General features: G+C 66.0%; 19 protein-coding genes. 5 read left to right on the top strand and 14 right to left on the bottom strand.

What is annotated here, in order from left to right; genetic code table 11:
- Window positions 1-47: 47 nt before the first annotated feature.
- A complete protein-coding gene (locus IEZ15_RS19415) occupies window positions 48-920 on the bottom strand; it encodes a hypothetical protein (RefSeq protein ID WP_189278421.1) in 873 nt (290 codons plus the stop codon).
- Between the two features lie 195 nt (window positions 921-1115).
- On the opposite strand from IEZ15_RS19415, the gene IEZ15_RS19410 reads away from it, so the two are divergent.
- The gene (locus IEZ15_RS19410) at window positions 1116-1478 is read left to right on the top strand and encodes a helix-turn-helix domain-containing protein (protein WP_229845974.1); all 363 of its coding nucleotides are present in this window, start codon (window positions 1116-1118) and stop codon (window positions 1476-1478) included.
- 217 nt (window positions 1479-1695) lie between these two features.
- On the opposite strand, the gene IEZ15_RS19405 is transcribed toward IEZ15_RS19410, so the two are convergent.
- From IEZ15_RS19405 to queC, 10 genes are all read right to left on the bottom strand, one after another.
- Window positions 1696-2367: a hypothetical protein gene (locus tag IEZ15_RS19405; RefSeq protein WP_229845973.1), complete on the bottom strand. Its 672-nt coding sequence runs from the start codon at window positions 2365-2367 to the stop codon at window positions 1696-1698.
- 1347 nt (window positions 2368-3714) lie between these two features.
- Window positions 3715-4188 (bottom strand): cyclophane-containing RiPP N-acetyltransferase HaaN, encoded by a 474-nt coding sequence (haaN, locus tag IEZ15_RS19400; RefSeq protein ID WP_189278416.1) that lies wholly within the window; start codon window positions 4186-4188, stop codon window positions 3715-3717.
- Between the two features lie 78 nt (window positions 4189-4266).
- Window positions 4267-5418 (bottom strand): FxsB family cyclophane-forming radical SAM/SPASM peptide maturase, encoded by a 1152-nt coding sequence (locus tag IEZ15_RS19395; RefSeq protein WP_189278414.1) that lies wholly within the window; start codon window positions 5416-5418, stop codon window positions 4267-4269.
- A gap of 13 nt (window positions 5419-5431) precedes the next feature.
- Complete coding sequence (gene haaA, locus IEZ15_RS46770; RefSeq protein WP_308427424.1) at window positions 5432-5626, bottom strand: HaaA family cyclophane-containing RiPP peptide; 195 nt, start codon at window positions 5624-5626, stop codon at window positions 5432-5434.
- A gap of 107 nt (window positions 5627-5733) precedes the next feature.
- Window positions 5734-8508, bottom strand: coding sequence for a cyclophane-containing RiPP biosynthesis TPR protein HaaT (gene haaT / locus IEZ15_RS19390; RefSeq protein WP_189278412.1), 2775 nt, complete (start codon window positions 8506-8508; stop codon window positions 5734-5736).
- A 392-nt stretch (window positions 8509-8900) separates the two neighbouring features.
- Window positions 8901-9332, bottom strand: a complete 432-nt coding sequence (locus IEZ15_RS19385) for a hypothetical protein (RefSeq protein ID WP_189278410.1) — start codon at window positions 9330-9332, stop codon at window positions 8901-8903.
- A 498-nt stretch (window positions 9333-9830) separates the two neighbouring features.
- Window positions 9831-10607, bottom strand: a complete 777-nt coding sequence (locus tag IEZ15_RS19380; RefSeq protein ID WP_189278408.1) for a GTP cyclohydrolase I FolE2 — start codon at window positions 10605-10607, stop codon at window positions 9831-9833.
- Between the two features lie 3 nt (window positions 10608-10610).
- Window positions 10611-10967 (bottom strand): 6-carboxytetrahydropterin synthase QueD, encoded by a 357-nt coding sequence (gene queD / locus IEZ15_RS19375; protein ID WP_189278406.1) that lies wholly within the window; start codon window positions 10965-10967, stop codon window positions 10611-10613.
- Window positions 10967-11602: a 7-carboxy-7-deazaguanine synthase gene (gene queE / locus IEZ15_RS19370; protein WP_189278404.1), complete on the bottom strand. Its 636-nt coding sequence runs from the start codon at window positions 11600-11602 to the stop codon at window positions 10967-10969. The genes queD and queE overlap by 1 nt, the downstream gene beginning before the upstream one ends.
- A gap of 2 nt (window positions 11603-11604) precedes the next feature.
- Complete coding sequence (queC, locus tag IEZ15_RS19365; RefSeq protein ID WP_189278402.1) at window positions 11605-12300, bottom strand: 7-cyano-7-deazaguanine synthase QueC; 696 nt, start codon at window positions 12298-12300, stop codon at window positions 11605-11607.
- 456 nt (window positions 12301-12756) lie between these two features.
- Here queC and IEZ15_RS44830 point away from each other — a divergent pair, with 456 nt between their 5' ends.
- Genes IEZ15_RS44830 through dbpB (IEZ15_RS19345) form a run of 4 tightly spaced genes read left to right on the top strand, consistent with a single transcriptional unit; the run spans window position 12757 to window position 16809 of the window.
- Entirely contained in the window at window positions 12757-13317 is a 561-nt protein-coding gene (locus tag IEZ15_RS44830; RefSeq protein WP_229845971.1) for a hypothetical protein, read from the top strand.
- Entirely contained in the window at window positions 13317-14450 is a 1134-nt protein-coding gene (gene dbpB / locus IEZ15_RS19355; RefSeq protein WP_189278398.1) for a DGQHR domain-containing protein DpdB, read from the top strand. Before IEZ15_RS44830 ends, dbpB (IEZ15_RS19355) begins: the two co-directional genes overlap by 1 nt.
- Window positions 14447-15667, top strand: a complete 1221-nt coding sequence (gene dpdA / locus IEZ15_RS19350; RefSeq protein ID WP_189278396.1) for a tRNA-guanine transglycosylase DpdA — start codon at window positions 14447-14449, stop codon at window positions 15665-15667. Before dbpB (IEZ15_RS19355) ends, dpdA begins: the two co-directional genes overlap by 4 nt.
- Window positions 15668-15690: 23 nt before the next feature.
- On the top strand, window positions 15691-16809 hold the full coding sequence (gene dbpB / locus IEZ15_RS19345; RefSeq protein ID WP_229845970.1) for a DGQHR domain-containing protein DpdB: 1119 nt from the start codon (window positions 15691-15693) through the stop codon (window positions 16807-16809).
- Window positions 16810-16857: 48 nt separating this feature from the next.
- Here dbpB (IEZ15_RS19345) and dpdD read toward each other — a convergent pair whose 3' ends face one another.
- The 3 genes from dpdD to dpdJ are packed head-to-tail and all read right to left on the bottom strand — an operon-like array spanning window position 16858 to window position 23830.
- A complete protein-coding gene (dpdD, locus tag IEZ15_RS19340) occupies window positions 16858-18921 on the bottom strand; it encodes a protein DpdD (protein WP_189278394.1) in 2064 nt (687 codons plus the stop codon).
- Window positions 18918-19436, bottom strand: a complete 519-nt coding sequence (dpdK, locus tag IEZ15_RS19335) for a phospholipase D-like domain-containing protein DpdK (RefSeq protein WP_189278392.1) — start codon at window positions 19434-19436, stop codon at window positions 18918-18920. Before dpdK ends, dpdD begins: the two co-directional genes overlap by 4 nt.
- Complete coding sequence (gene dpdJ / locus IEZ15_RS19330) at window positions 19433-23830, bottom strand: protein DpdJ (protein WP_229845969.1); 4398 nt, start codon at window positions 23828-23830, stop codon at window positions 19433-19435. Before dpdJ ends, dpdK begins: the two co-directional genes overlap by 4 nt.
- Window positions 23831-23936 lie beyond the last annotated feature (106 nt).

Raw genomic sequence — 23936 nt, 5'->3', positions numbered from 1 at the left:
CCGGCCAAGGAAGCTGGCGCTGCCGGACTGTTTTTGTGTCCCGGGGCCTAGGTGACGCGATGGCCCCGGAGTTTGGCGGTGAGGGCCGTGACGGCCGTCAGATGACTGTGGAGTTCGAGGACCTCCGCCGAAGTCAGATGAGTCAAGTCCGCCAGCAGAACCGGTGGCAGCAGAAGTGACAAGAGATCCTGATCGGGGCCCGTTCCCCCAGGCGGCTGGCCGCCGGGGGCCTCAGTACGCGGGCGAGGTACCTCCGTCTGCGACTGCTCGTCACCGTCTTGCACGCCCTCGGAGTCAGGCTGTCGGGTGCTGCCGGACTGACACTCGTCCTGAGGCAACGGTTCCCCGGCTGCACTCGGCTCGTCGTCCTCGTTGGCAGTCTGCGGTGCCTCGTGAGGCGTGTCGGTGCTCTGGGCGCCTGTGGGCGGGGCGTCTGTGTGACTGGCGCCCTCGAAATAGTTCAGCTCGCCGGACTTCTCCACCGTGACGAGACCGACCGCGACCATCAGATCGAGTAGAACGTGGGCCTGCTTGATGCGCCCAGGCTCGGCTTTGGCCGCCACCATGAGGGCGGCCACCAGGCCCTCACGGGAGACGGGGCCGTGTCGGCAACGGTCTCTGACTGTTCGCGCGAACCATTGCCCCCTCCACTTCGTCCTCAGCGCTCCAAGCCCTTCGGCTTCACCGCGCGCGAAGGCACGTGCGATGTACCGACCCTTCTCGCTGGGCAGATACGTTGCTCGCCGGTGCCCCTTGGTGAGCAGTCCGGTGTTCATGATGAACACCGGCACCAGTCCGCAGTTCTTGGCATAGACCCCAGTCGCCGCTGCCAGTTCCTCGGCCCCTACCGGGTTGACTGCCGAGCAGGCGGCCACGGTGACTAGGAGGTACTGCTCCGCCCGCAGCTTGGGAGACGGCATCAGCCGCTCTTCGGGCCTCAGCCTGGCGCGGCCGTTGGCTGGCGGTGTTCCCGCCTGGCGAGTCGACACTGTAGATACCAATTCCTTTCAAACCGGCTGGGATGGAAGCGCGTCCAATCATGGGTTGCTATTGTTATAGCAACCCATGATTGGGCGGGGTGCGCAAGTCGGCATCCCGTCCGTCACACTGGTCGCATGCCCGGAGGAACGAGACGTGGAAAGAAGCCGCGCGACTATGCCGTGTCCGGCCACTGGCCGTACGCAGTGATGGACAACGCCCGGCAGGCACAGGTCGGGCAGGCCGTAGCCCGGGCCCTGGCGGAGGCGATGGAGCGGCGCGGCTTGTCGGCCAACGCGCTGGCGACTGCGTCCGGCGTCAACCGGCAAGTTATTTCCAACATCCTTGCCGGAACCGTTTGGCCCGACATGTTTACGCTCGCAAGCATCGAGGAGACGCTCGACGAGATGCTCTGGCCGCGTCACACCGATTGGCCCGCAGGCGATGACGGTGCCCGTCACCAGCCCATTCCCTCGCATCGGCGAAGCGGCGAGGAGTAGTAGCCGGCCGGGTCGGATAGCCGGGAAAAGTCCGATGATGCGCCTGTCATGCGAGGGTCGGCCTCTCGATCGAGGGAACGCAGGCCGAACTTGCCCCTCGCCCGGGAATTGCCCGGTAGCGTGGGGGGTACGGCCCAGAGTCGTCAGACCGCCTCCCGCGTTGATGCGTCGGCCTAGGAACCATGCCAGCGCGGGAGGCGGTCGCCTTGGGGTGCCTCTAGGCGGCCTCCGTTGCCGCGGCCGCGACGAAGTAGCAGCGACGACCATCATCCGAGTACATCTTCGCCACGAGCTGCTTCTTTGCCAGGTCGTCCATGAGCGTCCGCGCGCGATTGTGCGCCTTCCCGTCGGCCTCGACCTCCTGGCCTTCCAGCCGTACCGCGAGCAGCTTCCCGGTCCACTGCAGCGTGGGCTCACTGTTGATGATCTGCAGGGCCTGCATGCCGCGAGGGCCGAGCTTCGATGCGTCAAACGCTGTCGAAGCCTTGCCGGTGTGGCTGCCTTCTTCAGCCGACGTGGCCGCCGCATCCGAACTGTCCGCAGCCTCATCGGCGCAGGCGTCGGTCCCCTTGCATTCGTCAGGATCCGGCACGTCCTTGAAACTGGACCCGCCCTCGCGCTGCCCGCTACGAAGAGCGGCTCCAGCCCGGGCCGCCGCGTGGAGCACCTCCTGAACGCGCAGCGCCTCCTCGCGAGTGAGCACCACCTGCTGGCGCGCGGAGCGCACCGCTTGCTTCTCAGCTTCCAGCGCGGCGACTCCCGACGTCAGTCGGTCGAGCATGGCGTCGTGCTGAGCCAACTCGGCATCGCACTGGTGAATCAGGGCACCCATATCCACCGCGACCCAGCTGGGATTGGCGGACGCGGCGCCACTGTCGGTGGGCTGCATGGCGATCACCATAGGGCCTCGACAGCACAGTCCCGCCCGCTTTGATAGTTATCGAGGGATCCGCCAGCAGCCCAGGGCGCGTCAGAGAGGCCGGGAGCGTGATGCCTCAGGCCCCGGAAAATCGTCGGAGCACGGTAGCTCTGACCTCGTGTGACGGCCCCTAAAACTTGACGCGACTCCTGTGTGCGGGTACTTGAGAACCCGACCACAGCTCAGTCTGTGAGAGGCACTCAGGAGAACGGCCCAGCCCGGATTCCCTAGGCGGGATAGGAGACAGCCACCGGAGGGCTCGCTCGGCTAGCTGGCTCCTGCCGCAGGGCAGTAGTGACAGGTGCTCACATCCTGAAGGGTTGAACACCACCTGGGCTCAACAATCGTGAGCAACCACGCGTGGGTCCTGAGAGGCTCATTCCCACTTCATCTTCCGACCCCTCAGCGCCCTGATTCTTCCCTTCACCCTATAGAGGGGCAAGAGGGGTACGTAGGTGACAGACAGAATTCGTGTTGCATCGTGAGGGGCGCAAGCCCTACATGACTTACGGTCAGTCATCCCGCGCTCTCTACGGGCCCCTGGGCTCCAGTGTCTATGTCCCGCCCGGCGTGAACCTGGGCAAGGACAAGGGCGCGAGGTGCCCTGGTTGCCGGGTTGATACTCCGAGCGCGTTCCTCGCCACGTACAGGACCCTCCATGTGATGCGCCTGCTGAAGGGAGGGGTAGCCGCCAGCCGAGACACGGCCTGGAACTCTGCTTCGCAAGCCCGATAGCTGGCCTGAACCGGCGCTTGCCACCAGGGCCGCTACCGCCGCCAACGGCAAGGCCGTTACCAGGGCAAAGGCGGCTGCACGGCGCGGACCACCGACCGGAAAGCAAAGGCCTGTCCACACCCAAACCCGCAGGGCTGCAGCGTCCGGCTGCAGCCCTGTGCGCGGTCACCTGGCGAGCCCAGGTCGGTCACGCGCGACCGCGCCCACGGCGGCTTACATCACGAATGCCGACTGACACTCCTCGCACCGTCGTACCGCCTGCCGTGTGGTGTTCCCCTCTGTCGCGGTCGCCGGGTGGCTACTGCTCAACCGGTCCCAGAGCCCGTGCGGCGGTTCGGGGATCCAGCCCCAGCGCGGGGCCGTCACCAACTCCTCGGTCAGGTGGGCGCAGGCCCCGGGCAGGTGCGCGTACCGCGTCGGCGAGATCAGGATCGTGTCCGCGAGGAAGCGCCGCCACTCCTGCCTGTGCTGCGGTACAGCACGTCTTTCCGATACGACCCCGTTTGGCAAGCAGGCGCATCCCAGCCCGACGATGCATTCACACCGGTCGCACCGTTCTTCCTGCACAGCCGCACCCCGCCCTCAGCCCGTATTGGTGTCCACCCGGTAGACGATCTTCCCATCGAACTCCGCGAATCCCAGCGACTTGTAGAAGGCACGCGCGTTCGGGTTGTCGCGGTCCGTCATCCACTCGACACGGCTGCACCCGGGGCGTGCGGCGGCCAGGGCACGGAGCTCGTCCATGAGGCGGGCGCCGACGCCCTGGCGGCGGAGGGTGTCGCGGACGTAGAGCTCCTTCAGAAACAGGGAGTGGGAGGAGCCGGCCGCCGGCCAGAGGAACGAGTAGGCGGCGAGCCCGACGAGGTTGCCGGCCCCGTCCTCGACCAGGAGCGCGGACGCCAGCGGCGGCGAGCCGAAGAGCGCCTCCTCCACCTGGGAGTGGCGTTCCTCGAGCGGCTGGATCTCGGCCGATCCGTAGAACCGCTCGATCTCCTCGATCAGTTCGGCTACGGCCACGATGTCCCGCCTGTCGGCGGGTCGGATCGTCACGGTCATCGACATCTCCTGTCGCTCTTCCATCGCTTCACTCGCTCATTCCAACGCATGATCCTGCCGTGGCGGCACGGCTCATGGCTACGGGGGTGGGGCCGCCGGGTCCCAGCCGTGCCGGCGTAGGGAGCCCTGGACATGCCGGATGAGGTACTCCAGGTCTGCGCAGTAGACGGAGGGATTCTGGTAGCCACGGGCGGTGCTGAAGCGATGCGGGAGGTAGCCTCCGCCGCACACCTCCACCAGAGGGCAGCTCTGGCACTGTTCAGCGAGCGCGACCTTCCCGTACTGCCGGTGCAGGAGCTTTGGATGGTGAAGGACCTCGTCGAAGGACTGCCTGAAGACGTCGAGCCCCAGCCAGGAGGCGCCTTCCTCGACGGACCGCAGGGTGTCCACGCCCTCGATCGTGCCGTCGGACTCGATCACGACACCCGTTGGCGGGGCCAGACCCAGGGATTCCACCGAGCCGCGCACGCCGGAGCTGAGCGCCACGATGTCCTCCAGCATCCGTATGCCGTGCCTGTCTTCGGGCCGGGCAAGCCAGGCGTCGTAGACGCGGCTCATCCACACCCCGTACTCGGGCACGCTCGGATCGCCGCGGTGCGGTGGCTCGTCGTGCGTCCCGTGCGGCAGACCGAAGTCGATCACCGGAGGCTCGAACGACGCCAGGTAGTCGTGGACCTCGACCGGGTCGTTGGCCAGGTCCACAACGGCGAGCACTCCTGCGAACAGGTGGGGTCGGGACCGCAGGAGGTCGATGCCGCGTACGGCCGAGGCGGCGCTCGACCGGGAGGCATGGGTCAGCCGATGTCGATCGTTCGCGGACGGCGGCCCGTCGAGGCTGACGCCCACGACAACCTCGTACCGCTCGAAGAGGTCCAGCCACGGCTCCGTGAGAAGCGTCCCGTTGGTCTGGAGCTCGAAACGTACCTCCACACCGGCCGGAACACTTTCCCGTACGACGCCGAGCAGGTCAGCCATGTGTCGGGGGCCGGCGAGTAGGGGCTCTCCACCGTGCAGAACGACATGCGCGCCCGGCAGGCCGTGCGCCACGGCGTGCTCACCGATCCTCCGCCCGGCAGCCTGGGCAACATCCACACTCATCCGGGCGGGTAGACGCTGCCACGCCTGGTCCGCGGAGTTGAAGACGTAGCAGTAGTCGCAGTCGATGTTGCAGCGATTGGCGACCTTGAGAATGAAGGACCGAAAGGGAGCGATGTTCTCGCGCGGCGTCATCGAGCGGGAGAGCTCACAGGGGCCAGGTCCAGATCAGTGAAGCCTGGTGACCACCTTCGCCTGTACCGTTCGCCGCGGTCCGCTCGGCTGCCAGTCGCTGCCGTACACGGGCGGCGACGCGGTCCAGGACAACCGAGCTCTGCGTGGGTTCCGGGGCCACGGGCGTCACCGGGGCGTGCGGCGTGGGAACGGACGTGCGTGACAGCATTCAACGCTCCTCGTAACAGTGCGACGGCGGTTGAGTCGGCAGATCGGCCCGCAACGTAGCAGTCCCACTACCTACGATGGCATACCCAATCCGGCCACAAGCTCGGCTCACCCCGCCTGCGACGCAAGCAGCCGCTCGAGAGTGTCGGCGGCCCCGTTCGCGCCCAACTGCCGGTACACGGCGAGTGCTTCGCTCAGCGAGCCCTCAGCCTGCGCGGGTCCGTCTGCCATCCAGTCGCAGCGTCCGATCCCTTCCAGTGCCCGCGCCTGCTCCAACGGACAGCGGATGTCCCGAGCCAACCCCAGCGCCTGCTCGAAATATCCCCGCGAGGCGGCCCAGTCACCAGAAGCGTGCAGCAGCATCCCCCAGTGGTTCAGGACCTCAGCCTCCCCGCACCGGTCGCCGAGCTCCTGCAAAATCTCCAGGCTCTGCTGGAACGCCTCGACAGCGTGGTCCTGCTCCGCGACGATTCCGTGCGCCACACCCAACTCGCCCAGCGTGGCGGCCTCGCCGCCACGGCTACCGAGATCACGGTACGAACCCAGGGCGTCCTCCAACACACGGATCGCCTCAATGACGTTGCCTTCCATGCGGTCCAGCACCCCGAGGTGGCGGACGCTGTTCGCGCGCCCGAACCGCTCGCCGAGCTCGGTGTAGTGCTCCAGCGCCTGGGCATGGGCCTCCCGCGCCCCGGGCAGGTCGCCGGTCAGCCGCCGTACGACGCCGATCTCGTTGAGGGCGTACGCCTGGTGGACCCGGTCGTCGAGCTCCTGATAGATGTCGAACGCCTGACGGTGCCGACGCGTGGCCAGCTCATACTCACCCATGAGGCAGTGCACGATGCCCAGGTCCCGCAGCGAGTTGGCCTCTCCGTAGCGGTCGCCCAGCTCGCGATAGATCGACAGGGCCTCGGTCTGCTCCTCCATCGCCACGTCGAACTGGCTTGTCTGTCGACGCACCATGCCGAGGTCCGCGAGCGCGTTCGCCTGGCCGAGCCGGTCGCCGATGTCTCGGTAGAGGGCGAGGGCCTCGGTCTGGGCGCGGGCCGCGGCGTCGTTGTCCGCGATCATGTAAGAGACGATGCCCGCCTGGTTCAGAGCGTCCGCCTTGCCGCGTCGCTCGCCGACTGCCTCGTACTCCGTCACTGCCTCGTTCAGGGCCTCGATCGCCTCAGGGTAGGCGGCCATGAAGCGCCGTACGACTCCGACCTCGGCGAGCGCGTCCGCCAGCGCGTGCCGGTCGCCGGTGTGCCGGGCGGCCTCTGCGGCCGTGCGGTGAAGGCTGACGGCCTGGTCCCAGGGGCCGGCCTGCCGTAGGAAGGGGGCCATGGCCGCGGCCATACAGATGACCAGTTCATGCAGCGCGAGATTGTTCGCTCGCCGGATGCAGGCAAGGACGTTCGCACGCTCGTTCTCCAGCCAGCCCAGGGCCGCGGTACGGGACTCCATGGGTGGCGTCTCCACCTGCGCGGCGGCGCCTGGTGGCGTCGGTGTGGCGGCGCCACCGCGAAGGATGTGTCCGTTCGCGACAGAGAGGGCGGCCAAGTAGTAGGTGCATACGCGCTGAACTGCCTGAACTTGTTCCATGGTGCCTCCCTCGTCGGCGAGACCGCGGGCGTAGTCGCGTAAGAGGTCATGAAGCCGGTATCGGCTTCCAGGGTGTTCGTCGATTAGATGGGCGTCGTAGAGCGCGTCGAGCTGCTCGCGCGCCGCGGCCACCGAGACTGAACCGAGCGCGGCACCGGCATAGGTGTCGAGGTCGGTACCAGGGTAGAAGCCGAGACGCTGGAAGAAGCGCTGCCGCTCCGGCGCGAGGTCCCGGTAGGACAGGTCGAACGTCGCGGCGACTGCGCGCTCCCCGGCCCGGAGTTCTCCCAGTCGGTCCCGTGCCGCCACCAGCCGCGCCCGCAGGTCCTCGGCGCTCCACGACGGATGATGGCGCAGCCGCGCTGCAAGCAACGAAACCCCCAGCGGCAAATACCCGCACAGCCCCACCAGCTCCGCGAGCACGGCATGGTCGAGCGAGTCCGCCGACCGCCCGCTGAGGCGTACGAAGAGGTCGACCGAGTGCTCCGGCGGCAACGCCGCCACCGGCAGGACCACCTCCTCGTACGCCGCCAGCCGCTTCCGGCTGGTCACCAGCACGAGACAGCCGCTCCCGCCCGGGAGCAGAGGCTCAAACTGGCGATAGCTGGCCGCGTTGTCGAGGATGAGTAGCGCCTTCTTGTCCGCGAGCCGACTCCGCCACATGGCCGCCCGCGCCTCGGCGACCGCGCCCACGTCGTCGCCGACGGGAATCCGCTGCACAGGCACCCCGGTCGCGGCCAGCAACGAAGCCAGCGCCTCGGTGGCCTGCACCGGCGCGCGCCCCGTCGTGTGCCCGTTGAGGTTCACGAACAGCTGCCCGTCCGGGAATCGTTCCGACAGCACATGGCCGGCGTGCACGGCGAACGTTGTTTTGCCGACCCCCGGCATTCCGTCGATCACATGCACGGGCAGCGCCGAGCCGCTCTCCTGCGAGATTCTCACGGACCGGACCAGCGCCTCGAGTTCGGCGCTCCGGTCGGTGAACGCCGCGGTGTCGCGTGGCAGCGACTGCAGCACCAAGGCGGCCCCTGGAGGATCCGACCCGTTCCCCGGCTGATGCGGCTCAGGGGACCGCAGGGGCGTGCGGGTCTCCGACAGCGCGGCGAGCAGCATGGTCAGCCCGACCGTGGCCCCGCCCAGCACTGCGAACGAGAACCAGGCATGCCGCTGTAACCACCCCAACCAGCCTGGCCACTCCGACTCGGACACCGCGTTCGTGACGAGTCCCACGAGCATCGTTGTCACGGCACCCCCGGCTGCCACGACGCCGATCGTGATCCCCCGCCGGAGCCTCATGCGCGGGCCGCCCGTCCACCGAGCGGAAAGACCGAATCCGTCTTGCTACCACGGGCACGACACATCGAACCTAGAACAGCCCTGATCACGAAGCCCCCCGAGTCCGACGCCCTAACTCCCCAAGCGCATCAGCTATGGAGGACCTTGGTCAAGGCCGCCTCTACGCCAATAGACGTCCTGTTTCAGGCCGCCTGCCTCAGAGGAAGAAGACGCCCAATGCGCTGAATGCTCCGGAGCTAGGATGCCCGTGGTCATCGAACTCGATGCAGGGTGCGCCGCCGCTATCTGCCCAGGGCCCGATCTCGCCGGTCACACAGATGGGATCCTCGTGATGGCCCGTAGGTAAGCAGATCGCTGACCAGGGCGTGTCGGCTGGCGCTGCGGCGCCACTCTCAGTGGAGAGTGATGGGGCCATCGGGAATCCATCCTTCGACGTAACCGGTGACCAGTAAGACGATCCCCTCTGGGGAGATCTCTCTTCTTCGCCTTCGCAGTTCCTCGATACTCCATCGGGCGTGTGTGACCGACTGCTTCTCAATCGCCGATCCTTCGCCGTCGCTGATGCGGACGATGAAGACCCGCGTAGCCGTGGCTCGGTCGAACTCCCAGTCTTCACCGTTGCGCGACTGGCGGATGCCATACACCGATCCATAGCGTGGAGCCGCCACTTTGAATCGCTCCTGCAGGAACCGGGTGGCTGACTCCAGGAAGCTGGCGCTGGCTGTCATGCGCACCTGGGGGACGGTCCAGCCGCCGCAGCATCCGCCGCACAGAAGGAGCCGACGCTGGTCGTCCAGCAGGAGGAGGTAGGTGCGACGGTCCAAGCGGGGCCATGGGACCCAAGGGGCAGTGGAGGACGGCATGCCTCAATCTTGAGGGGGTGCTGCTTGAGTAGCAATATTTACGCATCGGACGGGTGAGCTGTCATGCAGGGAGGGCCGGGCTGAGGTGTGCCACCCTGAGCGACCCGGTAGAAGGGCGGCCAAGGTTGACCACCAATGTGGTCAACATGCGATCGCCGGGCAGGCCCCCGATTGAGCCTTCATCTGAGCCGGAGCGATTCATGTAGCGCAAGCGCCTGGCGCCTGTCGGCGGCCCCGCCGCGTGCCGTGTGCGGGCACGCACACGGCACGCGGCGGGACGTGAGAGGTTGGCGCGGGCCGGGCATGTTCGGACGCGCGAGGGGTGCTGCTCGGGCTGGATTCGTGCACGGGGGTTGGCTTCTCGCCTTGGCGGTGACCGGACCGTTGGTTGGTGCGACCCGGGCGGGCAGTCGCCACATTGATCGTTTCGTGGTGGCGGTCGGGGCCGCCTGTGGCGGGTCAGCAGTGGTTGTAGGTGAGGGTGGCGATGGCGTCGTGGCTGTGGATGCTTTCCAGGTTCTTCGCCGTGACGGTGTGGGTGAGTCCTTTACCCCGGCAGGTGAGGCTTATGTCCCGGATGATGTCTTCGACAAAGACGGGGTGGTCGTAAGCCTGCATGGTGACGACGCGTTCATCAGGCCGCTTGATAAGTGGGATGACGGGAGCGGAGCCAGTGGCGCGCAGCAGTTGGATGATCTCGTGGACGGGCAGGGGATAAGGGGTGTCGTTGGTGCCGGTGATCTCCAGGGTGATCTCGCTGCGCTGGTTGTGGGCGCCGTAGTCGGAGATGGCTTTGGAGCAGGGGCACAGGCTGGTGACGTGCGTGGTCACCGAGGTGGTGACAGTGCATCCGGAAGCGGTGATGCGGCCGGTGACGGTGACGTCGTGGGTCTGCCAGGATTCCCGCTGGCTGGCGGGGGCGGTGACAGCGGTGGCGATGGGCAGGGACAGAGTGAGGGTGAGAGCCGGTGCATCGAGCAGGGCGAGGCCACGCTTGAGGGCGATGGGGAACTCCTGCGGGGTCAGCGTGGAGACTTCCTCGTGCACGAGCGCGATCATGCGGCTCATGTGGGTGCCGCGCCGGTCGGCTTGCAGGCCGACGGTGGCGCTGATGTCAGCAATGCCCTGCTGTCGTGTGTAGCCGTCGTCGAAGGTGAGGGGGTAACGCAGGCCGCTGATACCCACCTCGTCGATGGCAATGCCGCGGCGGTCGGGTTCGTTTTGGATGTCGTGCATGCCTTACACGCCTCGATAGGTGCAACCGGAGGTGCAGGTTTCCCGCACGGTGATCGCGGACAGCGCGGGAAGTTCGCCGATCAGCCGGTCCCAGATCCAGCGGGTCAGGTTCTCGCTGGTGGGGTTGTCCAGGCCTTCGATGTCGTTCAGGTAGTAGTGGTCGAGTTGAGCATCGATGGCCTTGAAGGCCCGCTTGATGTCGCCGAAGTCCATCACCCAGCCCAGTTCTGCATCGACGGGGGCTTCGACGTGCACGATCACCTTGTAGGAGTGGCCGTGGAGGCGGGCACACTTGTGGCCCTCAGGTACGCGCGGCAGGCGGTGTGCTGCTTCGAAGGTGAACTCGCGAAAGATTTCCATTACTGAATTCCCAGATACTTGTGCGTCTGGAGGGAGAGAGTCCAGCGCGGGTTCTTCATGCAGTATTCGACGGTGGCACGGGTATGGGCTTCACGGTGAGCGTCATCCAGCGGTTGCAGCCTGAAGTGCCGGAAGTCCAGTTCTTCGAACTGGGCGGGGTCACCGCCGGCCTGCGGGTAGACCAGTTTCAGTTCGTCGCCCTGGGTGAGGACCAGGGTGGAGCCGATCTTGGGGCTGACGCACAGCCAGTCGATTCCTCGTGGGGCCGGGCGAGTGCCGTTGGTTTCCACTGCGACTTCGAAGCCGCGCTCGTGCAGAGCCTCGATGGCTTCCTCATCCAGTTGCAGCAGGGGCTCTCCGCCGGTGCACACCACGAACCGGTGGGCTCGATCGGTCGTGGGCCAGGCGGCCTCCACGGCATCGGCCAGGTCCTGCGGGGTGCGAAAGCGGCCGCCACCTTCACCGTCGGTGCCGACGAAGTCGGTGTCGCAGAACTGGCAGATGGCGCGGGCCCTGTCCTGTTCCCGGCCCGTCCACAGGTTGCAGCGGGAGAAGCGGCAGAAGACCGCCGGACGCCCTGCGTGGCTGCCTTCTCCCTGCAGGGTGTAGAAGATTTCCTTGATCAGATAGGTCATGCTCAGACGCTCTGATACCGGACGGGGTCCTTCACGCCGGCTTCAGCGAAGCCCTTCAGGCGCAGCAGGCAGGTGTCGCACTTACCGCAGGCCCGCCCCTGCTCGTCGGGGTCGTAGCAGGAGGAAGTAAGGGAGTAGTCCACGCCCAGTCGCAGGCCCTCGCGCACGATGTCGGCCTTGGACAGCGCGATCAGGGGGGAATGCAGGGTGATCTGGGAGGTTCCTTCCACCCCGGCTCGGGTGGCCAGGTTGGCCATGGTAGCGAAGGCCTCCATGTACTCGGGGCGGCAGTCGGGGTAGCCGCTGTAGTCCACGGCTGTGACCCCGGTGAAGATGTCGCTGGCACCGACCGTCTCGGCGAACGCCAGCGCGAATGAGAGGAAGATCGTGTTGCGGGCCGGCACATACGTGATCGGCACCCCACCCTCCTCGACGTCCTCCAGCGTCTCGTGCTTGGGCACCTCGATGTCGGAGGTCAGGGCAGAGCCGCCGAAGACCCGCAGATCGATGTCGGCAATGACGTGCCGGGCCACGCCTTGGGTCTGCGCCACGCGCTGAGCCGCCTCCAACTCGATGCTGTGCCGCTGGCCGTAGCGGAAGCTGAGTGCGTAGGGAGTGAATCCCTGGTCCTTGGCGATGGCCAGCACCGTGGTCGAGTCCAGGCCGCCGCTCAGCAACACGATCGCGGGACGGTCCATGCTGTCACTCCCCTATCTGCAGTCCAGTTTCCTCAGTTGAGGCAGGTGCAGCCTACCCCCCTAACTACCGGCTACAGTAACCACAACAAAAATCGAGTTACGGAAGCCAGGGGTCGAGTCGCAGTGAACGAGTTGCCCATCGTGGTCACGTGCACGGACCGGAAGGCCTCACCGCCCCCCGCGGACCTGCAAGCCCGCACCCTGCCCACCGGCGACCTGCCGCAGCGAGCCGCGGAATGGGCACGTCGCCTGCAGGCAGTCCAGGGCCGGCAGGCGAAACTGCAAGACCTCTACCAGGGGGATCAGTGGCGGCGTGCGCTCGCTCTCACCGACGCCGCAGTTCGAGCAGGGTTTGTCCCTCGCCTCTATGTAGCCTCGGCCGGCCTGGGCCTACGGCAAGTCTCCAGCCTGGCGCCGTCGTATGCAGCGACTTTCGTACCACGCCACGCAGATTCCGTGGCTTTCTCCAGTCCTGAGGCATCCCGGTGGTGGGATCACCTGCAACACCTGGATGGCACCAGCGATCTGTCTAAGATCGCCGCGGCCGCCGGACGGGCACTGGTGGTGCTGTCAGAGACCTACGCCCAGGCCATGCAGCGGGACTTGCGCGGGCTCGCGGCCGCCGACGCCGAGGTGGTGCTGATCGGGGGGGCCTGCGATCTGGACGGGGTGCTGCGTGTGCCGGCCAATGCCGCCCTGCGGCAGGCCCTCGGCGGAACCCTCACCAGCTTGAACACCCGCATGGCAGCCTCCTGGCTCGAGCACTGCACGCCGGGCCGCCTCATCAGCCCTGAGGCACAGGCGCGTTGGGATGCCTGGGCCTCTCAGGCGGCCCGGCCCGAACGTTACGCCCGCACACCTATGTCGGACGAGCTGGTGATCGCCTTCATCAAAGAGATGAAGGCCCTCCACCCCGACTCCTCCCGCACTCGTCTACTGCGTCTCTTCAGAGACAAGGGGATGGCCTGTGAACAGAAGCGCTTCGCAGACCTGTACACATCAACGATTGGCCGCTGATGACTTTCACTGTGCTTAAGCGTCGGGCCCTGCGGATCGAGCAGCACCCCACGATCCCGCTGTATGTGTTCACGTTGGCGGCCGAAGAGGTGCGCCAGGTCGCCGACGTGGCGCGGATCTCTCGGGACGAAGCGGGCAAACTCATCGGCTATCAGCGCCCCGAGAAGAAGCAGCACGTCAAGCAGATCCTGGAGTACCTTGACGGTGATGAGGTCCTCTTCCCCAATGGACTGATCCTCGCCCTGCCCTCCAGCGTGCGGTTCAAGTCCAGCCCCGGCCCGAGCAGCAGCGACGGCCTGTGCACCTCCGGGACGCTGGAGATCCCTCTGCCGGATTCCCCCGATGCCCCCCGTCCGGCCTGGATCGTCGATGGCCAGCAGCGCAGCCTCGCTCTGGCCCGCACCAGCAACTCCCGCCTGGCCGTGACCATTGCCGGCTTTGTCGCCGAAGACCTGGAAACCCAGCGAGACCAGTTCCTGCGCGTGAACACGGTCTCCCCGCTGCCGACCAACCTCGTCACCGAGTTGCTTCCCGAGGTCGGCACGGTCCTGCCGACCAAACTGTCCGCTCGCAAACTGCCCTCCGTCCTGGTCGAAGCCCTCAACCACGACAAAGACTCACCCTTCCGCGGACTGGTGCGCCGCCCCTCCACCACTGCCGAACAAAAAGTGGAGGCCGTCGTCACCGACAACAGCCTCACCACGGCCATCCAGGAATCCCTCAATTCCCCCTCGGGCGTCTTCTTCCCCTACAAGAACCTGTCCAACGGCACCGTCGACACCGCCACCATCCGGCAGATCCTCGTCATCTACTGGAGCGCCGTCCGCGACACCTTCCCCGAAGCATGGGGCCTGCCTGCGACCCGCAGTCGGCTGATGCACGGCGTGGGTATCCGTTCTATGGGACGCCTCATGGACCGCGTGATGATGGCCATCCACCCCCACTCCCCCCACGCGCTCGAGCAGGCACAGGCCGAACTCGCCCTGATCGTTCCGCACTGCCGCTGGACCGAAGGGCGCTGGCCGGACCTGAATACCCCCTGGAACGAACTTCAGAACAACCCGCGCCACATCAGCACGCTCTCGAACTACCTCCTCCGTATCTATGTGCAGGAAAAGGCAAAGGCCGCGTGAAATTCTATTTCCCTGACAGCCAGGACCTGGTGAGTCCCACCTACGACTTCGTCAACGACGAGTACTCGCCCTACCGAGTACGCCAACGCGACGACGTCTACGCTCACCAGGCCGTGACGCCGATCCCCTACGACGGGATCCTCGTCAGCAAGGCGGTTGTCGACGGGTCCGTGAAGGGGGCGGGAAAGTACTCCACCCCGCAGCGTGAGCGTTTCTACCGCTTGGGCGTGAGGACCTTTTTCCGCCTCCCCGAAGCCTGCGCCACCATCGGCGACTGCGGCGCCTTCAACTACATCGACGAAGAGCGCCCGCCCTACGAGGTGGACGAAGTCATGGACTTCTACGGCCGCTGCGGATTCGATGCGGGCATCAGCATTGACCACATCATCTTCGGATACATTCCCGAAGAGTCCGATACACAACCCGAGGACGCCTGGATCACCCGGCAGCAAATCTCCTTGGAACTCGCCGAAGAATTTATCACCGCAACACAAAAATCAGGCGCGCGCTTCGAACCGGTCGGTGCAGCGCAGGGTTGGGGCCCGCAAAGCTACGCGCACAGCGTGAAGCAGTTGCAGAAGATGGGTTACCGGCGCATCGCACTGGGTGGCATGGTCCCCCTCAAATCACACGAAATCCTCGCCTGCCTGCGCGCCATCGACGACATCCGCTCCCCGGAAACGGAACTGCATCTCCTCGGCATCAACCGGGTGGACAGCATGGAACAGTTCGCCCGCCACGGCGTGACCAGCTTCGACAGTACCTCCGCTTTCCGTCAGGCCTTCATGGATGACCGCAACAACTACCACTCGGCTACCGACTCCTACACGGCGATCAGAGTCCCCCAGGTCGACGGAAACCCCGCACTCAAGCGGCTCATCCTGTCCGGGAACGTTTCGCAGGCAGAAGCAATCACCGCCGAGCGAGCCAGCCTGCGCGCCCTGCGCGAATTCGATCGCGAGGAAACCTCCAAAGAGGAGGTTCTGACTGCCCTCGGAACCTACGAATCCCTCGTACTCGGGCCGAAAAAGAAAAGCTACCTCGAAGTGTACGAGCGCACCCTGAGCGATGCGCCTTGGCGCATCTGCCCCTGCGCCCTGTGCAAGAAGCACGGAATTGAGATCGTGATATTCCGGGGGAGTGAGCGAAACAAGCGTCGCGGATTCCATAATTTGACCGTGCTCGAAGCGAAAATGCGATCACTCACCTTCGGGTAAAATCCGCCCTCTACTTTTTAACCATGTCAGGAGATGCGATGGCCGACCGCTATGAACTCAGGCTCCCCGCACTTGAAGTGCGTCAGGGAGACAGAAAAATCTACTGCTTCGCTGTCGACGGAAAGAAGATCCACAGGTTCGCCGCCGTCTCCCGCGTCCGGCGGGACGACAGCAGCAGCCTGCAGGGCTACCAGCGGCCCGAAGTCCTCAGCCACATCCGGGGCATCCGCCGCTACCTCGAGTCCGACAACGCCATGCTCCCCAACGCCCTGGTCCTGGCGTTCGACGAGTCCGTCAGGTTCGAGACCGGAGCACGCCGAGCTGCCGGCGTCGACTACTCCGTCCCGGGAGAATTGGTCATCCCCGTCGACGAATCCCTTCCCGATGAGGGAAAGCCCGCCCTGATTGTGGACGGTCAGCAGCGCAGCGCCGCCATCCGCGACGCGGACCTGGCCGAATTCCCCGTCGCCGCCGTCGGATTCATCGCCGACGATCAACAAGACCAGCGTTCCCAGTTCATCCTGGTCAACTCCACCAAACCGCTCCCCAAGGGCCTCATCCACGAACTGCTGCCCGAAACCAGCGGACACCTCCCTCCCTCCTACGCCCGCAAGCGCCTGCCGGCCCAGTTGATGACCCGCCTCAACACCGACGGCAAGGGGCCCTTCTACGGCCGCGTCGCCAGTCCCACCTCCCCCCACGGCAACATCAAGGACACCAGCCTGCTGCGCATGCTGGAGCACAGCCTCTTCGAAGGGGCCCTGTACCAGTACCGCAACCCCGAAGACGGCTCCGGCGACGTCGAACGCATGCTCCTGCACCTGCGCTCCTTTTGGACCATCGTGCAGGAAACCTTCAGCGACGCCTGGAAACTCCCGCCCCGCCAGTCCCGCCTCACCCACGGAGCAGGCATCCAAGCCATGGGCTTCGTCATGGACAGCCTCACCGACGGCATGGCGGCCGAAGACGTCGACTGCGACCGCGTCCGCAACGCCATCCTCAGCCTGATGCCGGTCACCGCCTGGACCTCTGGCATGTGGCGCTTCCCCGACGGCGAACAGCGCCGCTGGAACGGCCTGCAAAACACCCCCAACGACATCCGCCTGCTCACCGACCTGCTGGTGCGCACCGTACGGGGCTGACCGGCCGACTGGGTTCACCGTGCCTGGATCGGACACGGTGAATGCCCCTCATCTGCCGTGCTTGCGCCCGTCCTCGGCAGCTGCCAGTTGGGCGGAGCGATCCTGCAGCGCATCCACGATGGCACGCACCACGGATACCGACCCGGCCCCCCTCGGATACACCACCGCTTGCGCATGCTGGCTGATGAAATTGGTGGCGGCATGGGTGGCGCACTGCGTGATCAGCAGGCTGAAGTCCGCATGGCGCGCTACCTCCCGCAGTCGGCTGGAGCCCACCTTGTCCCCGGACAGCGACATCTTTACTTGAGGGTAGTGATCCGCCATCCACTGCTGCACGCGCTCCAGCACGCCTGCATCCATGCCATACACCAGCACATGCGCCGGCAAGATGGTGACGGCGCTCTCGCTGCTGGACTCCGCCTGCCAGGCGGGCCAGACAAGGCCCAACTCCAACTCATCGGACAGGGAATGCGCCGAGGCCAGGCACGCTTCGTCGAGTCGCTGGGCGTGCCGATTCAGCGGGGCAAGCAACTCCAGTGCGGCCTGCGCGCGGATTTGCGGATCCGGGGTGGCGAAGGCGGCCAACCGGTCGACGAAGTCCAGTGTCTGGCTGGCGGTCTCCGAGGCAACCCACTCCTGCACCCGCATGGTCAGATACTCAAGGAACTCGTCGTAGTCGTCCGCGGACGGCGACGTACGCAAGAACAATTCCAGCAGCAGATCAAGCACAGCCAAATTCGCTGGATCGCGCCGCTGGCCGATACTGCTGGCGGTGATCTGCGACAGAGTCAACGGTAGGGAGGTAGCGCTGCGGGCGACCTCCTGCAAGAACGGAGACAGGGCGTACCGCCACACGTTCTCGTAGCCCGCATCACTCAAACCGGACAGCAGGTCGGCCAAAGTCGCATCCACGCTGGCATCTGCAGCCAAGGGCAACTCGGTGCTGCCGCCGGCCTCCATGTCCCGGCAGACCTGCAGCGCGGCCTTGTCTGCGTCGGCCACGGCTGCGAGCAGTTCTTCCCACGATGCCGGCAGCCACGCCACGCCACCGGTGTGGGGTGCTTCTGCTGTGCGGGCGGAGCGTGCGGCGCTGGCATCCGCTGCCAGGTCTGCCTCTTCTGCAGTGGTGCCAGAAGCAGTCGCGCGGTAGGAGTCCATGCCGGCCGGCACCGCCGACGACCGCTGCACCGCATCCAAGGCCGAAGTGGCGCGGGCCAACTCCGTTTCCTGCCCGCGTGCCAGCAACCCGACCAGTAGGGCCGCTGCGGCTGCATCACTGAAGTGCACCGGATTTTCTTCGGCCAGCAACGCTATCGGCACCTGCGGCTGCGCCAGCGCCGCACAGGCCTCCTCCAAAGATCCCTCGGCCAACGCAGGCTCGATGCAGGTGGAATAGATGGCGCTGAGGACCATGTCCTTCACGGCCCGGGGAGGGTCCTGCAACAGGATCTCTCGCAACCCCGGCAGGTTAAGCAACTCCTGAGCCCGGCCCAGCACCGCCAGCCGCTTGATCTGAAGATGTTTGAGGTTGGCCACCGACAGACCGCCCTGCCGGCCTATCTGTTCCAAAATCTCCGTGACCACCTGAGGAGCACCGCCCACCAGCGCTGATTCAAAATCCGTCAGCAACCGGCCCAACGGCTTGGGCGCCGACCACGCGCGCTGCGGACTGTGCTCCACCAACGCCAGCATCCGCGTCAGCGCCCCGTGCAACTCCTTGCGCTTGTCGCGCGGAGCCCGCAGCTTGAACGTGCTGGCAAGCCCGTAACGGGCGGCAATAGCCGCCTCGATCACATCAGCGTCATCCAGGTCTATGGGAACGTCATAGCCGACCTTCACAATGGACGGGCCGGCGAAAGCCACCAGAAGATCACGTACCACGGCTGCCTCGTTCGGCCGCCGGGCGATCACGTAATAGGCGGACTCAGTTGTTGCATCCCACAGGCGCGGCAGCACCAGGGGTGCCCGTTGGGCCTGGAGGGCACTGTCCCGGAACACCGCGCACCATTCCGGATGCTTGCCCGCGGCGTTGTGCACCGGATTGAGAAACAGATCGACGAACGCCTTAAGCGTCCCGTCCTGGCCTGTCTGGGTCTCCTTAGCGCTCTTCACGCCTGCTCCCACTCGTGCTGAAACTCCACCAGAGCCTGCGCAGCGGCGCGCTCGTCCACGGCATACGTGATCTGTTCCTTGTTACGGGCCAGGCCGTTGCGAGTGAAGTTCATCGAGCCCTGGAAGATCCATCCCGGACCCACCAAACACTTTTCATGAACGTCGTCGTCTTCGACCACCCGCAAGTCACAGGTGGAGTCCGCCCCCGCGTGCAAGCGTTGCACGAAGGCATCATTGGCCATGGTCGGCCGAGTCACCACACGCACTGTCATCCCGGCCCGTGCCAGCAGCACCAGCAGATCCGACAAACGGCAGCGCTCTGGCGGGTCCTCGCCGAGCAGATAGTCGAAGGAGCCATCGGAGTTGTCTACCAACTCCACATCGCTGATCCACGCCGACACCAGCCACAGCTCGCCCTGCCCACCGGCCAACTGCGCCAACAACGCCGTGCGGATCAGCGAGTCCGCGCGCAACGCGCTGCGCGCATTGGTGCGCAGAGTCCGCGGCGTGATCACTGCTCCGACTCCTTGATGACGCATCGCACCAGCACGTGCTCGGGATCGCGGCTCACTTGAGTAACTTCTCCAAACAGGCTCATCACGTCGCGGTCCACGTTTACGAGCGGCACCTGCAGCATCACCGTACGCAGCGCCTCCGGCCGGTTCAGAGGCAGCACCACATCTACTTCCCTGACCTGGGCCAGCATCTTCTGATACTGCTCAACCCAGTCCTTGGCCGTGCCGTCGATCCGCGGCACATCCTGCGCATGCACCGCCGCTACCAGCAGCCGATCCAGTACGGCCGGCCGCTCACTGTCCCGGTAGGGCTGATACGACTCCAGGTGATGGTTGCGGGCCTGATCACCACGCGGCCACAGCATGCTGAACGCCTGATCCGACGTCAAAGGCCGCGGCAGCGGCAACCCACCGGCCCCCGCCGCATACGCCACCACCCGGGCATCGACCTCGATACCGAGGGCCTCTTCCAGACCATCCCAGGCTTGAATCAGCGCCCATGCGGAGGCATCCGTCATCCGATCCGAGCCCGGACGCAGCAACCGCGTCGCCAACGCCGCCACATCAGCATGTCGAGGCGCGCCATCCAACCCCGACCATGCCGTGCGGACCTGCTCTAGCGCCTTCGTCGCTTTGCCTGCCGACTGCGCAGCCCGCACCTGTCCCATTGCGTGGGCCAACTCCCCGCCCGGCTCCTCATCCATGACATGCCGCAGCAGGTCCGTCAGCCGCCGATCGGTGTACTCATGGGCGTTGGGCCGCAACGCAGACGCCACCAGCGTCCAAAAGCGGGCCGGATCTTCGCCGTAGCGGTAGGCCAGAGCCTCAATGATGCCCAGGCCACCTTCCGACGTCTCACTGATCCAGATCGTGTCGATGTCGTCGCTGCCGGCCACCACATCGAGCGTCACGTCACCGTCCTGGGCATCGGGGCATATACGCAACACAGCCTCCAGAATGGCCGCGGCCAGCGTGTCACGGTAGGTGCGACGGGCCAGATCGCTGGTGGCCGACGCAACCTCCGCAGAAAACAGCAGTGCACCCGCCTCATCCATGGCCTGCGCCACATCTGGCTGCTGGCTGAGCGCTTCCAGATCTGCTGTCACCCTGTCGGCAGCTCCGCCACCCGTTGCTTGTGGACCACCGGCTGTCGGGTCTTGCCGGTACAGCATCTGGATGACCTGCTCCACCTGCTCACGCCACGCCCCACCGGTCAGAGCCGCATGGATTGCCTCCGGTGTCTCCTTGTGTAGCCCCCGCACGGCGAATGCGGCCAGGTAGACCAGCGCCAGCCAACCCCGCTGGAACACATTGGCGTGCGCGCTGATACGCGGATCCTCAGCGACGATGCGGGTGAACGCCTTCGTCCGCCACTGCCGTGAGTGAAGATGCTCCACGATCCGTGGCGCAGTGACATCCAAAGCCGTAACCCCGACCTGGAGCGCGTCGACAATGGAGGCAAACCCCATAGCGGCGGCTTCGCCATCCAGGGTGTAACGGACCGACACCCGTTCCCGTTTCACCGGCGTGCCACGCGCGACATCGCATTCGGCACCGTAGGTCATGCGCCGCACTTCGATGGGGTTGCCCGACGCGTGCGTGGCAAAGCCCACCCGCGCAATGCGGCCTTGCCAGGCAGCCAACTCCGGCACGGTGGCCTCGATGGGGCCGCCCGACCAGTTGCGTACAAACTCGCTCGCCCACACTGGACGCCCTTGGGAGTGGCTGGCCACATCTTCATCAGGTGCGGCAAGGATCAACGTGTGGGGACGCGTGACTAGCAGCGTCCCCACATCTCCTCGGCCGCTGTTCCACCGGCCCTGCGGAAAATCGAGCTTGACGATCTTCTTCAAATCGATGGTGGCGTCACTCGTGCCAGCTGGCACCGCCAGCCAGGTGCGGTGACGGTCGCTTTGGTAGCCGTAGCGGCGGCTGACCCGGCCGGGGACTGCTTCCGCTAGCGCCCGTCCCACCGGCAACCGTTCCTCGCCGTCGGTGGGGAAGGGAAGTTCGAACTCCACCTCGGGCAGATTCAGTGGATCGAACAGCGAGCGAGTGATGAACTCCGGCAAGAATGCGGACGAAGCTGCTCCGGCATCGTTGTGCACAGCATCGTCGCCCACCTGAAGGCGCCGCAGGATGGTCGGCGCGACCGCGAGCATCAGCGACCGCGGCTGTTCCCACAGCAGCGCCAGCACACCGTCGTCATCCAGTGCCAATGACCGCTGCAGGTGCACGGTCAGTTCGGCTAGCAACCTATCGTCGCCGTCCAGCAAAGCAGCAAGATCAACCCGTATCTGGTCCCGGGCCCGCGAATACTTCTCACCCGGCGTCGGAGTAGCCATCCCGGTCAGAAGATGCCGCGCATCCACCTCGATCCTGCGCTGACGCAACCGGATGCCCAGCCAGTCCACCAGCGCCTGCGCACCCTGAATTTTGACGATGTGGCGGTTACCCAACGGCAGAGTCCGCGCGGCAACCTCGGGGGAGAACAGCGCGTCGTAGCCCTGGTAGGCCAACCGGTCCCGCCCGAAGTCGGACAGCGTCACCACCGTCAATGGCCGCGTGCCACGCTCACGCCCGGCACGCCCACGTCGTTGAAGGAAGGAAGCAGCGTCATGGGGGGCCTTGTGCTGCAGTACCAATCCGACGCGGGGATCGTTGAAGCCCACCTCGAGTGACGCCGTCGCCACGACCAGATGGGCCTCTGCATCCACACCGGCGTCCTGCGATGAGGTCCGCCCGATCGTTAGCGGCCTCTGAGTCAGGTCTTGGCTGAGGTGATGCCCGATCCGTTCGGGAAGGTTCCACGACTGGCCCAACGCATACCGGACATCCTGTGCGGGCAGGTCCGGACTGCGTAGCGCCGCCAACACCGGCTTGAGGGGCCTGCGCTGCCCTTGCCGACCTTTCTGGCCGCCTTCGGCATCCCGCAAGTCGTCGTACAACCGGTTGGTGACGTCCAGGTCATCGGTGAACAAAAAGCCCCGGCTGCCGTGAAGGGACTGCTGCAAAGGGGTGTTGTGGTCAAGGAGTCGACCCTGCAGCATGGCGGTCTGGATCGCCACCGACAGCAAACTCACGCCCGAGACGGGATCGCCCCGCAGCGCCAGCGCGTACTCGCGTCCCTCGCTCTCCATATCGGCCGGATGCGGCTCGATCAAGGTGACCTTCTCCGGCGCCAGACCAGTCAGTTGCGCCATGAACTGATCGGCATGGCGCAGCGTGGCACTCAGCCCCACAAACGTCACCGGGGTGCGCCGGGCATGGCGCCATCGCCGCAACAACAAGGCGGTCTGCGCGCCGGTCGAGCCGGAGTGCGTGTGTACTTCGTCCAGCAGCACCACCCGCGGCCCCGCCCCCGGCACCCAGCCCAGCACCCGCCCCAGCGCCGATCCGGAACTGGCCCGGTTGAGCATCTCGGTAGTGGTGAAGAGCAACTTTGGAGCGTCCTGGCGCAGCGACTGCCGCGTCAGCGCCACCATCCCCGCCGGCAACTGGCGTCGACACTGCGCACACTGCAGCACTTCCCGCTGCTGCTCGATGTCGCGACGAGACCACACCAACTGGCCGCCATCACACGAGGGGCACTCCAGGTAGGGGCAGACGAATCCATTCCCCAACACCGGCCAGGCTGCACCCCCGCGTTTGGCGTCAGGCTGAGTAAGATTTGTCGCCTCCCACGGGGTCTTGGCATACAGCACGCCGATGCGCGGCGCGCTCAAGCCTTGCTGCATCAGCCGGAGATTTCCTGCCACTGCGTCTTGCAACTGGTCCCGCAACAACTCCACCCGCGGATACAGCGCCAGGGTATGCACCGCGTTGCGGCGCTGATCGTGCGCCAGGGCCGCAAAGTCGGGCAGATAGAACGCCAGCGTTTTGCCACTGCCGGTGCCGGCACTGACCACGATGCCGCGTGAGTCGGCAGCTTGCAGGCCCTGCAGCACCGCTTTGGTAGCGTCGACTTGAAACCGGGACAGGGAGTAGCTGCCGATCTGGCTGCGCGCCACCTCGGCGTGCAGGTTCGTCCACCCGGGCACCTGGGCCATCTCGGCTATCGCGTCGGCGGCGAGTATGTTCCGCTTGGGATAACGGCGTTCGGCCACGTGCAGACGGTAGTCCGCCACCAAACGCCGGCCCTGCTCCCACCACCGCTCCGGGAGTTGCGACGACCCGGGCCGAAAACCCCGCGGGGCAAAAGACTGGCGCAAGGTCGCGGTCAGCCGCACACCCTCTGCCAGACGCGTGCGGTAGCGTTCGGGACCGCTGGGCAAGCGGAATAGCAGATGCCGCTGCACCAGGCTTTCCAGCAGTCCCTCGCCCCCCATCTGAGCAGCCTCAGGGGCCTCTTCGGCCAGCTTCCACAGCGCGCGCACCACCTCATCGTGCGTCAAGGCCCCCTCCGTCACCCCCCAGGACAGCAACGGCAACTCGAGATCTTCAAGCACCGTGAGCGCACGTCCAAGCAGAGCGCGACTGGGAACCGTTTGCGAAGCCACC

Origin of the sequence: Streptomyces atratus, assembly GCF_014648655.1 — a bacterium.
In the GTDB taxonomy this organism is placed as follows: Bacteria; Actinomycetota; Actinomycetes; order Streptomycetales; family Streptomycetaceae; genus Streptomyces; species Streptomyces atratus.
The sequence above is the reverse complement of the archived record's forward strand: the minus strand, read 5'-3'. Positions and strand labels throughout refer to the sequence as shown.